The following is a 13,183-nucleotide window of genomic DNA, read 5'->3' as shown; positions in this document are numbered from 1 at the left end:
TTTTTCTATTTTTAAAATTCTAATTTAACACTAAATCCATAATCTTTAGTAGATGGATATGCACCTGACTGATAACCTTGAACATTACCAGAGCTTAAACCAGCTTCAGGATCTCCATAAGGTAAAGATTTGTCAATAATCCATAAGTTTCTCCCAATTGCAGTAAATGTTAAATTTTGGATAAAACTATTGCTTAGGTATTTTTTAGGAAGAGTGTAAGCTAATGATACTTCTCTTAGCTTTACAAATCCTGCATCATATACATGTTGAGCATTTACAGCTTTTGACCATCCAAGTGCATGTGCATAATAGTCCATTCTAGCTCTTGTTGTATTAGGACTACCATCAGCATTAACACCATCTAATAAGATTCCTCCTCCTTCTGATATAGGAAGACGCATAGGGTTTCCTAATTCGTTATTTCCAGCAGTTTCAGGATATAAACCTGTACCCATACCATACCAAGTATCTAATGAAAATACATGACCTCCTTTTTGCATATCAATTAAGAAACTAAAAGAGAAGTCTTTATATTTAAAGCTGTTACTAATACCACCTTTCCAGTCTGCTTGGAAAGATCCTAAATCTTCATTAGGACCAGATTTTACATATGCTCCGTTATCTCCAACAATTTTTCCTCCATTTTCATGGAAAACATAATTTGTACCTTTAATCATACCATAAGGTTCACCTACAGTTGCATTTATTGACACACCACCTTGTAAAGATGCTAATTGAAGATTGTCAAGTCCAGAAGCTAAAGAAAGTACTTCACTCTTGTTTTTACCCCAATTTACATTTACTCTCCATTCGAAATTGTTATTTTTAATTGGAGAACCTGATAATGCTAATTCGATACCTTTATTTTGAATTTCACCAGCATTTAACCATTGTCCTGTATAACCAATAGCAGGTGTTACAGAAACAGGGGTTAATAAATCAGTAGATTTTTTATCATAAAAAGATACATCAAATCCTAATCTATTGTTTGCAAATTTCATCTCTAAACCTATCTCCGCTTCATTTGATTCCTCATTAGTTAAATTAGAGTTGTTGTTTGTTGAAGGTAAAGATGCAGATGCGTTTCCTCCTACAGGAGTGTTTAAATCGTAAGTGTTATATACTGATAAAGCTTGTGCAGCATTACCGGTCTTAGCATAACCTACTCTTAATTTACCAAAAGATATAAAATTAGCATTTAATAATTTAGAAAATACTAAACTCCCTGATATTCCATAGTAATCATATTCGTTATCATTTTGAGGTAAAGTGGATGCAATATCTCTTCTGTATGAACCTTCAACAAATAATAAACTTTTATAACCTAAAGAAAGGTTTACATAATATCCATCTACACCTTTTAAGAACTCTCTTTGAGTTGGTGCTAAAATAGCATTTGCGGAGTTACTCAAAGAGTATAAACCATCAACATTGATTCCTCCATTAGTAGAAGCAAATAAAGTTGAGTATTTTTGTCTCATTATGTTTGTTCCTATTACAGCTGCTAAATTAATATCTTCATTAAGATCTTTATTAATGTTAAACATAAAGTCATAATTATTTTCTGTAAATGACTCATTAAAGATACTGTAATTTGAAACTGCAGTACTGTTGTTATTAATACGTTCTTCTTGATTTCCTGCATAAGTATCTAAAGAAGCTCTTGCTAATATAGATAACCAATCATTTATCTCGTAATTTAATGAAACATTTCCGAAGACACGATTTCTTAAATCTGTTTCATAATTTTCATATCTCATAAAATATACGTTGTCATGATAAATAGCGTGTAAATCATGATTGATATAAGAAGTATTCCAAGTGATGTTATCTCGTGTTGCAAAATAAGCTTCTTTTTGTTGTTGAACATCAACATTTGTTTGCCACCATTGTTTGGCTGTTTGCATAAAGTTTTGAGAGTCGTATCCAGTTCCATAGCGTCCTTTACCTTTAGTTTTAACATAAGTAACTTTGGCATTAGCTGTTAATTTATCAGTTAATTTATAGCTAGCTCCAAAATCAACATTGTCTCTTTTGATTTCACTATTAGGCATAATACCGGTCTGGTTCAGTTTTGTATAAGCAAGTCTAAATGTTCCTTTTTCATTTGAACCATCAAGAGCAACACTATTAAAAATAGAAGCACCAGTTTCAAAAACTGAAGCTGGACCATTTTTACCTGCAACCCAAGGAGAAGCTTGTCCATAGGTGTCTAACTGAGGATACCATGAATCCCATTGATAAACCATTAAGTTGGGATCAAAAGGAACTGTTCCAAATGAACCATCCCAATCTGAAAGTGTGTATGCTTCGTCTATTCCATCGTTATTTTGATCTTCATAGTAAAAGCCTCCAGGATGGAATCCATCATAATAACCTGCACCATATTGGTCTTGGTATTTAGCGAATGTGTCTTCATTAAATTTGTTGAATGTTACGGAAGAATTTATAGTAACACCAATCCCTTTCTGAGTAGTTCCTTTCTTAGTCGTTATTACTACTACACCATTAGCTGCTCTTGATCCGTAAAGCGCTGTTGCTGCTCCACCTTTTAAGATGTTTATAGATTCAATATCATCAGGATTTACATCTTGGGCAGCATTTCCGTAGTCATAACCAGCTCTACCAGTTGTTTGATCTGAACTGTTGTTGTTTAAGTTACTTATTGGTACACCATCAATAACAAAAAGTGCTTGGTTAGATCCATAAAGTGATGAATAACCACGAATAACAACGTTGGTTGATCCTCCCATAGTTCCACTACTTTTAACATCAATACCTGCTATTTTACCAGATAAGGAGTTAACGAAGTTAGGGTCTTTAACCGTATTAACGGCATCACCTTTAACTTCTTGAGTAGAATAACCTAAACTTTGTTTTTCACGTTTAATACCTAAAGCTGTAACAACAACTTCTTCTAGAGCTTCTGCACTTTCAGTAAGAGTAACGTTAATTACATTTGAATCTCCAATGGTTCTTTCAACTGTTTGCATACCAATATAGCTAAACTGTAATACAGAGCCAACTGCTGCTTTAATTGAATAATTACCATCAAAATCTGTTTGGGTACCTACTGTGGCACCTTTAACTAGAACTGTTACACCAGGTAGAGGTCCGCTTGCATCGGAAACTTTACCAGTAACAGTTTTTTCTTGTGCAAATGAAATTTGCACCATAAACGCTAAAATAAGCGTTAAAAAACCATTAAACTTTGTTTTCATTATATAATTATTTGAATTAATTGTTTCAAAAATCTTAATTATTTGTTAATAAAACAAACTTTTTCGTGTTAAACTCTTAAAATATGTTAAAAAAAGTTAAAAACATTACTTTTTATTAACATAAAGAGTGCGATAAATTCACGACTTAAAAATTATTAAAAATGTAATTCTATTGATAATATGCTGCTTTTTATTCTATAAAATTTGAACCAGCTTTTGAATTTTAAAAATCATTAATTTTAGTAAAATGATTTTTTCATAATTTGAAATTAATACTGTTTAGTTGTTAACTCTTATGAATATTTTTGTAGATGATTTGAGCTATTTACAATGAAAGGAAAGCTGCATTTTGATTAATAACATATATATGGTATAGAGGGAAGCTTTTTTGAGTTTGAATTTAAACTCAAAAAAATAAATATCTACGTATTTGATTAACAAGAAATTATTTGTACATTTGCAAACTCTTTGAAAAGAGCTAATAAATATAAAAGTAAAAACAATAACAAAATTCTAGTATGCCAACAATTTCGCAATTAGTACGAAAAGGAAGAACCAAAATAACTAAGAAGAGTAAATCGGCTGCTTTAAATTCATGTCCTCAACGTAGAGGGGTATGTACACGTGTTTATACTACAACACCAAAAAAACCTAATTCAGCAATGCGTAAAGTTGCAAGGGTAAGGTTAACAAATGGTAACGAGGTAAATGCATACATTCCTGGGGAAGGACATAATTTACAAGAGCACTCGATAGTATTAGTTAGAGGTGGAAGGGTTAAAGATTTACCAGGAGTTAGGTATCATATTGTTCGTGGAGCATTAGATACTGCTGGTGTTGATGGAAGAACTCAACGTCGCTCTAAATATGGTACAAAAGCACCTAAAAAGTAATTTTAAAAAACTTTAATGTAAAGACATGAGAAAAAGAAGAGCGAAAAAAAGAGTTCTTTTACCAGATCCAAAGTTTAACGATCAATTAGTAACACGTTTTGTAAATAACTTAATGTGGGATGGTAAAAAATCTGTAGCTTTTAAAGTATTCTATGATGCATTAGACATTGTAGAACAAAAAAAACAAGATGAAGAAAAATCAGCGTTAGAGATCTGGAAAGATGCATTAAGTAATGTTATGCCACAAGTTGAGGTTCGTAGCCGAAGAGTTGGGGGTGCTACTTTTCAAATTCCATCGCAAATTAGACCTGACCGAAAGGTATCTATTGCAATTAAATGGTTGATTTCTTATTCAAGAAAGCGTAATGAAAAATCAATGGCTCAGCGTTTAGCTGCAGAAGTTTTAGCCGCTGCTAAAGAAGAAGGAGCTGCTGTTAAGAAAAGAATTGATGTTCATAAAATGGCTGATGCTAATAAAGCATTCTCTCACCTAAGATTTTAATAAGTAGTTAGAAAATGGCAAGAGATTTAAAATATACAAGAAATATAGGGATAGCTGCTCATATTGATGCAGGTAAAACTACATGTACAGAGCGTATTCTTTATTATACGGGTGTTTCACATAAATTAGGAGAGGTACATGATGGTGCTGCAACTATGGATTGGATGGAACAAGAACAAGAAAGAGGTATTACAATTACATCAGCAGCTACACATTGTGAATGGTTGTATAGAGATCAAAAATATGCAGTGAATATCATTGACACTCCAGGTCACGTTGACTTTACAGTGGAGGTGGAGCGTTCACTTCGTGTTTTAGATGGTGTTGTTGCTTTATTTAGTGCGGTTGATGGTGTTGAACCTCAATCAGAAACTGTTTGGAGACAAGCTGATAAATATAAAGTTCCTCGTTTAGGATTTGTAAATAAAATGGATCGCCAAGGAGCTGATTTCTTTAATGTGTGTAAACAAGTTAGAGAAATGTTAGGTGGTAACCCTGTTCCATTACAAGTTCCTATTGGAGATGAGATAGATTTTAAAGGAGTTGTAGATTTAATTTCTAAGAAAGCAATTGTTTGGAATGAACATGATATGGGGATGACTTATGAAGAAATCGAAATCCCTGAAGAATTAGCTGATGATGTAGAAATGTATAGAGCTCAGTTAGTTGAAGCCGTTGCAGAATACGATGAAGAATTGTTAGAAAAATTCTTTGAAGACGAAGATTCAATTTCTGAAGACGAAATAATTGCTGCCTTACGCGCTGCAACTTGTGATATGTCTATTATTCCAATGATGTGTGGTTCTGCCTTTAAAAATAAAGGAGTTCAAGCAATGTTAGATGCAGTTATGAGATTTTTACCTTCTCCTTTAGATGTTGAAGCTATTGAAGGTGTAAAACCAAATACTGATGAACCTGCATTTAGAAAACCAAGTGTAAAAGAACCTTTTTCTGCATTAGCATTTAAAATTGCTACAGATCCATTTGTTGGGCGTTTAGCTTTCTTCCGTGCCTATTCTGGTGCTTTAGATGCTGGCTCATACGTGTTAAATACTCGTTCAGGAAAAAAAGAGCGTATTTCACGTATTTATCAAATGCATGCAAATAAACAAGAACCAATAACAAGAATTGAAGCAGGAGATATTGGTGCTGCTGTAGGATTTAAAGATTTAAAAACTGGAGATACAATTTGTGATGAAAAGCACCCAATTGTACTAGAGTCTATGTCTTTCCCAGAACCTGTAATTGGTATTGCAGTTGAGCCTAAAACTAAAGCTGATGTTGATAAATTAGGAATGGCTTTAGGTAAATTAGCGGAGGAAGATCCTACTTTCCAAGTAAAAACTGATGAAGCTTCGGGACAAACAATTATTTCAGGAATGGGTGAACTTCACTTAGAAATTATTGTTGATCGTTTAAAACGTGAGTTTAAGGTAGAAGTAAATGAAGGACAACCTCAGGTAGAATATAAAGAAGCTATTACAGCTAAAGCTGATCACCGTGAAGTGTATAAAAAACAATCAGGTGGACGTGGTAAATTTGCTGATATCAAATTTATTATGGAGCCAGTTGAAGACACTACTAAAGCTGGGTTAGTTTTTGTTAATGAAATTAAAGGTGGTAATGTACCTAAAGAATATATTCCTTCTGTTGAAAAAGGTTTCAAAGAAGCTATGAAAAACGGTCCTTTAGCTGGATACGAAATGGATAGCATGAAAATAACCTTATATGATGGATCTTTCCACGCAGTAGATTCTGATCAATTATCTTTCGAATTAGCAGCTAAAATGGGTTATAAAGCAGCTTCAAAAGCAGCTAAAGCTGTAATTTTAGAGCCAATTATGAAGTTAGAAGTTGTTACTCCAGAAGAAAATATGGGTGACGTTGTTGGAGATTTAAATAGAAGAAGAGGTCAAGTAAACTCAATGAGTGATAGATCTGGAGCTAAAGTTGTAAAAGCAAATGTTCCATTATCTGAAATGTTTGGCTATGTAACTACTTTAAGAACATTATCTTCAGGTAGAGCTACATCTTCAATGGAATTTTCACATTACGATCAATGTCCATCAAATATTGCTGAAGAAGTAATAGCTAAAGCAAAAGGTTAATCTCTAAATTATAAACGATGAGTCAAAAAATTAGAATAAAATTAAAATCGTACGATTACAATTTAGTAGATAAATCTGCTGAGAAAATCGTAAAAACGGTAAAAAATACTGGTGCAGTTGTAAACGGACCAATACCATTACCAACTCATAAAAAGATTTTTACAGTATTACGTTCACCACACGTAAACAAAAAATCTAGAGAGCAATTCCAATTAAGTTCTTATAAAAGATTATTAGACATTTATAGTTCATCATCAAAAACTATTGATGCTTTAATGAAATTAGAACTTCCAAGTGGAGTTGAGGTAGAAATTAAAGTTTAAGTACTTTAATATCGAGATAACAATCTCGATGACATGTCCGGAGCGATTGACGAAGGAAAAACGGAAAAATACATTCAGGGTTGAAGTATTTTGACCCTGTTTTTTTGAAATAAAAATAAATAATAATTAAATTAAATTAAAATGTCTGGGTTAATAGGAAGAAAAATCGGAATGACCAGCTTATTTGACGAGAATGGGAAGAATATTCCTTGTACTGTTATTGAAGCAGGTCCATGCGTAGTTACCCAAGTCAGAACTGAAGAAGTTGATGGGTACAAAGCCCTTCAATTAGGTTTCGATGACAAAAAGGCAAAAAGCTCTAATAAAGCTTTAGATGGTCACTTTAAAAAAGCTGGAACCACTGCCAAAAAACAAGTTATCGAATTTCAAGGTTTTGAGGAGGAGCACAATTTAGGTGATCAAATAACAGTTGAACTTTTTTCAGAAGGTGAGTTTGTGGATGTTTCAGGAACTTCTAAAGGAAAAGGTTTTCAAGGGGTAGTAAAACGTCACGGTTTTGGTGGTGTTGGTCAAGCTACTCACGGTCAGCATAACCGTTTAAGAGCTCCAGGTTCTATCGGTGCTGCATCTTATCCTGCAAGAGTATTCAAAGGAATGCGTATGGCAGGAAGAATGGGAGGAGATAAAGTAACAGTTCAAAATTTAAGAGTTTTAAAAGTAGTTCCAGAAAAGAACTTACTAGTGGTTAAAGGAGCAGTTCCTGGTCATAAAAACGCTTATGTAATTATTCAGAAATAATGAAAGTATCAGTTTTAGACATACAAGGAAAAGATACAGGAAGAAAAGTTGAACTTTCTGATGCTGTATATGGAATTGAGCCAAATAAACATGCAGTATACTTAGATGTAAAGCAATTTTTGGCTAACAAAAGACAAGGAACTCACAAATCTAAAGAGAGAGCTGAAATTGCTGGTAGTACTCGCAAAATTAAAAAGCAAAAAGGTACAGGTACAGCTCGTGCAGGTAGTATTAAATCTCCTGTGTTTAGAGGTGGAGGAAGAATATTTGGTCCAAGACCAAAAGATTATTCATTTAAATTGAATAAAAACTTAAAAAGATTAGCTCGTAAATCAGCATTAAGCATTCAAGCAAAAGAGAACAATATTATCGTTGTTGAAGATTTTAATTTTGACTCTCCAAAAACGAAAAACTTTACTGCTGTATTAACTGCTTTAGGAATCGAAAACAAAAAATCTTTATTTGTGTTGGCTGAACAAAATAATAATGTATATTTGTCATCGCGCAATTTAAAACGTTCAAAAACGATAACTAATTCAGGTTTAAGCACTTACGAATTGTTAAATGCAAATAAAGTAGTTCTTTCTGAAGCTTCTTTAGAAGGAATTGAATCTAATTTAAGTAAATAGGTAAGTAGATATGAAGATTTTAATTAAACCTATTATAACGGAAAAAGCAACAAACGATAGCGAATTATTTAATCGTTATGCTTTTGTTGTAAATAAAAAAGCTAACAAACTTGAAATTAAAAATGCCGTAGAACAAGCTTATGGTGTTGCAATTGAGAGTGTAAGAACTATGAATTATCCAGTTCAACGCAAAACTAAATACACTAAAAGTGGTATGGTTGAAGCAAAATCTGGAGCTTATAAAAAAGCAATTGTGCAGTTAGCCGAAGGAGAAAGTATTGATTTTTACAGCAATATCTAAGAAAAGATAAAAATGTCAGTTAGAAAATTAAAACCAATAACACCAGGTCAGCGTTTTAGAGTAGTAAATGGGTTCGACACCATAACTACTGATAAGCCGGAGAAAAGTTTATTAGCTCCGAAAAAAAGATCTGGAGGTCGAAACAGTAAAGGGAAAATGACCATGCGCTATATAGGTGGTGGTCATAAAAAACAATATCGTATTATTGATTTCAAAAGAAATAAAAGCGGTGTCCCTGCAACTATTAAATCGATTGAATATGATCCAAACCGTACCGCGTTTATTGCGCTAGTAGCATATGCAGATGGTGAAAAAAGATACATAATCGCTCAAAGTGGTTTAAAAGTTGGCCAAACAGTAATTTCTGGTGAAGGAGCTACTCCTGATGTTGGAAATACTATGTTGTTAAGTGATATTCCATTAGGAACTACAATTTCTTGTATTGAGTTACATCCAGGTCAAGGGGCTGTTATGGCTCGTAGTGCTGGATCATTTGCTCAATTAATGGCAAGAGATGGGAAATATGCAACAGTTAAATTGCCTTCAGGTGAAACAAGAATGATTTTGTTAACATGTATGGCAACAATTGGTGTAGTGTCTAATTCAGATCATCAATTATTAGTTTCTGGTAAAGCGGGTAGAACTCGTTGGTTAGGTAGAAGACCAAGAACTAGACCAGTAGTAATGAACCCTGTAGATCATCCAATGGGTGGTGGAGAAGGACGTTCATCTGGAGGTCATCCAAGATCTAGAAACGGTATACCTGCAAAAGGTTACAAAACAAGATCTAAGACTAAGGCGAGTAATAAGTATATTTTAGAACGTAGAAAAAAATAATTGAGATATGGCACGTTCATTAAAAAAAGGACCTTACGTTTTTCATAAGCTTGAGAAAAAAGTAAATGAAAATTTAGAATCAGGAAAAAAATCAGTAATCAAAACATGGTCTAGAGCCTCTATGATTACTCCAGATTTTGTTGGTCAAACTATAGCTGTTCATAACGGACGCCAGTTTGTACCAGTTTATGTAACTGAAAATATGGTAGGTCATAAATTAGGAGAATTTTCACCAACACGTTCATATAGAGGACATGCAGGTGCAAAAAATAAAGGAAAAAAATAAGTAGGTAATCATGGGAGTTCGTAAAAAATTAAGAGCACAGCAGATAAAAGAGGAGAAGAAGCAGATGGCTTTCGCAAAGCTTACTGGTTGTCCTACATCACCAAGAAAAATGCGTTTGGTTGCGGATTTAGTTAGAGGAGTTGAAGTTGAAAAAGCACTTCAAATCTTAAAATTCAATTCAAAAGAAGCTTCAATCAATCTTGAAAAATTATTGTTAAGTGCCATTGCAAACTGGCAAGCAAAAAATGAAGATGCAAGTATTGAAGATGCAGGTCTTTTCGTAAAGGAAATATTTGTAGATAGCGCAGGAATGTTAAAAAGATTAAGACCAGCACCACAAGGTCGTGCACACAGAATTAGAAAAAGATCTAATCATGTGACTTTAATCTTAGGAAGTAAAAATGTTAGCAATTAATCATAAGTAGAAATGGGACAAAAAACAAATCCAATAGGAAATCGTTTAGGAATTATCAGAGGATGGGATTCTAACTGGTATGGAGGAAGAAACTACGGTGATAAATTAGCTGAAGATGATAAGATAAGAAGGTATGTACATGCCCGCTTATCTAAAGCAAGTGTTTCAACTGTAATTATTGAGCGTACACTTAAACTTGTAACCGTTACTATCACTACTGCTAGACCAGGTATTATTATTGGTAAAGGAGGTCAAGAGGTAGACAAGTTAAAAGAAGAGCTTAAAAAAATTACAGGAAAAGAAGTTCAAATTAATATTTTTGAAATTAAACGTCCAGAATTAGATGCACGTTTAGTAGCTGCTAGTATTGCTCGTCAAATTGAGAATAGAATCTCTTACCGTAGAGCAATTAAAATGGCAATTGCTGCAACCATGCGTATGAATGCTGAAGGAATTAAAGTTCAGATTTCAGGTCGTTTAAATGGTGCTGAAATGGCACGTTCAGAGCATTATAAAGAAGGAAGAATTCCTCTTTCTACCTTTAGAGCTGATATTGATTATGCACTTGTTGAAGCTCATACTACCTACGGCCGATTAGGTGTTAAAGTATGGATTATGAAAGGCGAGGTTTATGGTAAAAGAGAATTATCACCGCTAGTTGGTCTTTCTAAAAAACAAGGAAAGAGCGATAGAGGTAACTCTAAAAGATCACAAGCTCGTAAAAGAAAATAAATTTTTAAAATTTAGAAGGTAAAAATGTTACAGCCAAAGAGAGTAAAATATCGTAAAGTACAGAAGGCTAAGGGAAATATGTCAGGTAATTCCCAAAGAGGACATCAACTTTCAAATGGAATGTTTGGTATCAAAGCTTTGGAACAAAATTTACTTACATCTCGTCAAATAGAAGCAGCTCGTATTGCAGCTACTCGTTATATGAAAAGAGAAGGTCAATTATGGATTAAAATATTTCCAGATAAGCCAATTACTAAAAAACCATTAGAAGTACGTATGGGTAAGGGTAAAGGTGCTCCAGAATATTTTGTAGCCGTAGTTAAACCTGGTAGAATTATGTTTGAAGTAGGTGGTGTGCCTATTGATGTTGCAAAAGAAGCTTTACGTTTAGCAGCACAAAAACTTCCTGTGAAAACTAAGTTTGTTGTAGCTAGAGATTTTGATAACGCTTAATAACCGATTAAGAAAATGAAACAATCTGAAATTATAGAATTATCAACTGAAGAGTTACAAGAGAAACTTGGAAGTTTAAAGAAGAGCTATACAGATCTAAAAATGGCTCATGCAATTTCGCCATTGGAAACTCCAATGCAATTGAGAGCGCTTAGAAGAACTGTGGCACGTGTGGCTACTGAATTAACTAAAAGAGAATTACAATAATTGTATTCAAAAGATGGAAAAAAGAAATCTTAGAAAAGAGAGAATAGGTGTAGTTTCAAGTAACAAAATGGAGAAATCTATTGTTGTTTCTGAAGTTAAAAAAATGAAACACCCTATGTACGGTAAATTCGTGTTAAGCACAAAGAAATATGTTGCTCACGATGAGAAAAATGATTGCAATATTGGAGATACTGTTAGAATAATGGAGACACGTCCAATGAGTAAATCAAAACGTTGGAGGTTAGTAGAAATCCTAGAAAGAGCAAAATAATATGTTACAAACAGAATCAAGATTACGAGTAGCAGATAATACTGGAGCTAAAGAAGTTTTAGTAATCCGCGTTTTAGGAGGAACCAAAAAACGTTATGCGTCAATTGGAGATAAAATTGTAGTAACTATTAAAGATGCTACACCAAACGGATCAGTAAAGAAAGGACAAGTTTCTAGAGCTGTTGTAGTTAGAACGAAGAAAGAAATTAGAAGAAAAGACGGGTCTTACATTCGTTTTGATGACAATGCTTGTGTATTGTTAGATGCTTCTGAGCAAATGAAAGGAACACGTGTATTTGGGCCTGTTGCAAGAGAGCTTCGTGAAAAACAATTTATGAAAATTGTATCATTAGCACCTGAAGTGCTTTAATAAACTTATAAGATTATGAAGTTAAAGATAAAATCAGGAGATACTGTTAGAGTAATGGCAGGTGACCATAAAGGGGAAGAAGGGAAAGTTGTTGAAGTTTTTCAATCTAAAAACCGTGCAATTGTAGAAGGTGTCAATATGATATCAAAACATACAAAACCTAGTGCACAAAACCCACAAGGAGGAATTGTGAAGAAAGAAGCTTCAATTCATATATCTAATTTAATGTTACTAGAAGGTGGAGAAGTAACAAAAGTTGGTTATAGAATGGAAGGTGATAAAAAAGTTAGGTTTTCTAAAAAAACTGATAAAGCAATTTAGTTATGGCTTATATACCAAGACTTAAAGAAGAGTATACTAATAGAGTAATTAAAGCTCTTACTGAAGAATACAGTTACAAAAATGTAATGCAAGTTCCTAAATTACAAAAAATTGTAATTAGTAAAGGAGTTGGAGCAGCTGTAGCTGATAAAAAATTAATTGATTATGCCGTTGAAGAGTTGACTAAAATTTCTGGTCAAAAAGCTGTATCAACTATATCTAAAAAAGACGTTGCAACCTTTAAATTACGTAAAGGAATGCCAATTGGTGCTAAAGTAACTTTAAGAGGTGAAAAAATGTACGAATTTTTAGATAGATTGGTAACTGCATCTTTACCACGTGTAAGAGATTTTAACGGAATCAAGGCAAATGGTTTTGATGGTAGAGGAAACTATAATTTAGGTATTACTGAGCAAATCATTTTCCCTGAAATTGATATCGACAAAGTAAACAAAATTAGTGGTATGGATATTACTTTTGTAACTTCTGCTCCTACTGATAAAGAAGCAAAATCATTATTAACGGAATTAGGTTTACCATTTAAAAAGAATTAAG

General features: G+C 33.3%; 18 protein-coding genes. 17 read left to right on the top strand and 1 reads right to left on the bottom strand.

Going from position 1 to position 13,183, the window contains the following annotated elements; genetic code table 11:
- Positions 1–11 precede the first annotated feature (11 nt).
- Positions 12–3,221 (bottom strand): SusC/RagA family TonB-linked outer membrane protein, encoded by a 3,210-nt coding sequence (locus ACFQZW_RS03355; protein WP_298285662.1) that lies wholly within the window; start codon positions 3,219–3,221, stop codon positions 12–14.
- Positions 3,222–3,739: 518 nt separating this feature from the next.
- Here ACFQZW_RS03355 and rpsL point away from each other — a divergent pair.
- From rpsL to rplE, 17 genes are all read left to right on the top strand, one after another.
- Complete coding sequence (gene rpsL, locus ACFQZW_RS03350; RefSeq protein ID WP_068206887.1) at positions 3,740–4,114, top strand: 30S ribosomal protein S12; 375 nt, start codon at positions 3,740–3,742, stop codon at positions 4,112–4,114.
- A gap of 25 nt (positions 4,115–4,139) precedes the next feature.
- Complete coding sequence (gene rpsG, locus ACFQZW_RS03345) at positions 4,140–4,616, top strand: 30S ribosomal protein S7 (protein WP_298264364.1); 477 nt, start codon at positions 4,140–4,142, stop codon at positions 4,614–4,616.
- Positions 4,617–4,630: 14 nt separating this feature from the next.
- Positions 4,631–6,724 carry an elongation factor G gene (gene fusA, locus ACFQZW_RS03340; RefSeq protein WP_298264366.1) on the top strand — a complete coding sequence of 698 codons (2,094 nt, stop codon included), beginning with the start codon at positions 4,631–4,633 and terminating at the stop codon, positions 6,722–6,724.
- Positions 6,725–6,741: 17 nt separating this feature from the next.
- A complete protein-coding gene (gene rpsJ, locus ACFQZW_RS03335) occupies positions 6,742–7,047 on the top strand; it encodes a 30S ribosomal protein S10 (protein ID WP_070237956.1) in 306 nt (101 codons plus the stop codon).
- Positions 7,048–7,188: 141 nt separating this feature from the next.
- A complete protein-coding gene (gene rplC, locus ACFQZW_RS03330) occupies positions 7,189–7,806 on the top strand; it encodes a 50S ribosomal protein L3 (RefSeq protein ID WP_298264368.1) in 618 nt (205 codons plus the stop codon).
- The gene (gene rplD, locus ACFQZW_RS03325; protein ID WP_298264370.1) at positions 7,806–8,435 is read left to right on the top strand and encodes a 50S ribosomal protein L4; all 630 of its coding nucleotides are present in this window, start codon (positions 7,806–7,808) and stop codon (positions 8,433–8,435) included. Before rplC ends, rplD begins: the two co-directional genes overlap by 1 nt.
- A gap of 10 nt (positions 8,436–8,445) precedes the next feature.
- Positions 8,446–8,736, top strand: a complete 291-nt coding sequence (gene rplW, locus ACFQZW_RS03320; protein ID WP_298264371.1) for a 50S ribosomal protein L23 — start codon at positions 8,446–8,448, stop codon at positions 8,734–8,736.
- Between the two features lie 12 nt (positions 8,737–8,748).
- Positions 8,749–9,573 (top strand): 50S ribosomal protein L2, encoded by an 825-nt coding sequence (gene rplB, locus ACFQZW_RS03315; protein WP_298264373.1) that lies wholly within the window; start codon positions 8,749–8,751, stop codon positions 9,571–9,573.
- Positions 9,574–9,580: 7 nt separating this feature from the next.
- Positions 9,581–9,859: a 30S ribosomal protein S19 gene (gene rpsS / locus ACFQZW_RS03310; RefSeq protein ID WP_298264374.1), complete on the top strand. Its 279-nt coding sequence runs from the start codon at positions 9,581–9,583 to the stop codon at positions 9,857–9,859.
- 10 nt (positions 9,860–9,869) lie between these two features.
- Complete coding sequence (gene rplV, locus ACFQZW_RS03305; RefSeq protein WP_298264376.1) at positions 9,870–10,274, top strand: 50S ribosomal protein L22; 405 nt, start codon at positions 9,870–9,872, stop codon at positions 10,272–10,274.
- Positions 10,275–10,286: 12 nt separating this feature from the next.
- The gene (gene rpsC / locus ACFQZW_RS03300) at positions 10,287–11,006 is read left to right on the top strand and encodes a 30S ribosomal protein S3 (protein ID WP_298264378.1); all 720 of its coding nucleotides are present in this window, start codon (positions 10,287–10,289) and stop codon (positions 11,004–11,006) included.
- 24 nt (positions 11,007–11,030) lie between these two features.
- Positions 11,031–11,459 (top strand): 50S ribosomal protein L16, encoded by a 429-nt coding sequence (gene rplP / locus ACFQZW_RS03295; protein ID WP_298264379.1) that lies wholly within the window; start codon positions 11,031–11,033, stop codon positions 11,457–11,459.
- 15 nt (positions 11,460–11,474) lie between these two features.
- The gene (gene rpmC / locus ACFQZW_RS03290) at positions 11,475–11,666 is read left to right on the top strand and encodes a 50S ribosomal protein L29 (protein ID WP_298264380.1); all 192 of its coding nucleotides are present in this window, start codon (positions 11,475–11,477) and stop codon (positions 11,664–11,666) included.
- A 13-nt stretch (positions 11,667–11,679) separates the two neighbouring features.
- A complete protein-coding gene (gene rpsQ, locus ACFQZW_RS03285) occupies positions 11,680–11,937 on the top strand; it encodes a 30S ribosomal protein S17 (protein WP_298264381.1) in 258 nt (85 codons plus the stop codon).
- Position 11,938: 1 nt separating this feature from the next.
- Positions 11,939–12,307 (top strand): 50S ribosomal protein L14, encoded by a 369-nt coding sequence (gene rplN / locus ACFQZW_RS03280; RefSeq protein WP_298264382.1) that lies wholly within the window; start codon positions 11,939–11,941, stop codon positions 12,305–12,307.
- Between the two features lie 12 nt (positions 12,308–12,319).
- Entirely contained in the window at positions 12,320–12,628 is a 309-nt protein-coding gene (rplX, locus tag ACFQZW_RS03275; protein ID WP_298264577.1) for a 50S ribosomal protein L24, read from the top strand.
- A 2-nt stretch (positions 12,629–12,630) separates the two neighbouring features.
- Positions 12,631–13,182, top strand: a complete 552-nt coding sequence (rplE, locus tag ACFQZW_RS03270; protein ID WP_298264384.1) for a 50S ribosomal protein L5 — start codon at positions 12,631–12,633, stop codon at positions 13,180–13,182.
- The last annotated feature ends 1 nt before the right edge of the window (position 13,183 follow it).

The organism is Lutibacter aestuarii (assembly GCF_042676885.1).
Taxonomy (GTDB): domain Bacteria; phylum Bacteroidota; class Bacteroidia; order Flavobacteriales; family Flavobacteriaceae; genus Lutibacter; species Lutibacter aestuarii.
Note: the sequence above shows the minus strand (reverse complement) of the source record. Positions and strands in the feature narration are given on the sequence as shown.

Bases quoted from the DNA above. Each gene is read 5' to 3' on its own strand.
- fusA (WP_298264366.1), top strand. From the start codon at position 4,631: ATGGCAAGAGATTTAAAATATACAAGAAATATAGGGATAGCTGCTCAT.
- rplC (WP_298264368.1), top strand. From the start codon at position 7,189: ATGTCTGGGTTAATAGGAAGAAAAATCGGAATGACCAGCTTATTTGAC.
- rpsS (WP_298264374.1), top strand. From the start codon at position 9,581: ATGGCACGTTCATTAAAAAAAGGACCTTACGTTTTTCATAAGCTTGAG.
- rplV (WP_298264376.1), top strand. From the start codon at position 9,870: ATGGGAGTTCGTAAAAAATTAAGAGCACAGCAGATAAAAGAGGAGAAG.
- rplP (WP_298264379.1), top strand. From the start codon at position 11,031: ATGTTACAGCCAAAGAGAGTAAAATATCGTAAAGTACAGAAGGCTAAG.
- rplB (WP_298264373.1), top strand. From the start codon at position 8,749: ATGTCAGTTAGAAAATTAAAACCAATAACACCAGGTCAGCGTTTTAGA.
- rpsQ (WP_298264381.1), top strand. From the start codon at position 11,680: ATGGAAAAAAGAAATCTTAGAAAAGAGAGAATAGGTGTAGTTTCAAGT.
- rpsJ (WP_070237956.1), top strand. From the start codon at position 6,742: ATGAGTCAAAAAATTAGAATAAAATTAAAATCGTACGATTACAATTTA.
- rpsC (WP_298264378.1), top strand. From the start codon at position 10,287: ATGGGACAAAAAACAAATCCAATAGGAAATCGTTTAGGAATTATCAGA.
- rplD (WP_298264370.1), top strand. From the start codon at position 7,806: ATGAAAGTATCAGTTTTAGACATACAAGGAAAAGATACAGGAAGAAAA.
- rpsL (WP_068206887.1), top strand. From the start codon at position 3,740: ATGCCAACAATTTCGCAATTAGTACGAAAAGGAAGAACCAAAATAACT.
- rplN (WP_298264382.1), top strand. From the start codon at position 11,939: ATGTTACAAACAGAATCAAGATTACGAGTAGCAGATAATACTGGAGCT.
- rpsG (WP_298264364.1), top strand. From the start codon at position 4,140: ATGAGAAAAAGAAGAGCGAAAAAAAGAGTTCTTTTACCAGATCCAAAG.
- rplW (WP_298264371.1), top strand. From the start codon at position 8,446: ATGAAGATTTTAATTAAACCTATTATAACGGAAAAAGCAACAAACGAT.
- ACFQZW_RS03355 (WP_298285662.1), bottom strand. From the start codon at position 3,221: ATGAAAACAAAGTTTAATGGTTTTTTAACGCTTATTTTAGCGTTTATG.
- rplE (WP_298264384.1), top strand. From the start codon at position 12,631: ATGGCTTATATACCAAGACTTAAAGAAGAGTATACTAATAGAGTAATT.
- rpmC (WP_298264380.1), top strand. From the start codon at position 11,475: ATGAAACAATCTGAAATTATAGAATTATCAACTGAAGAGTTACAAGAG.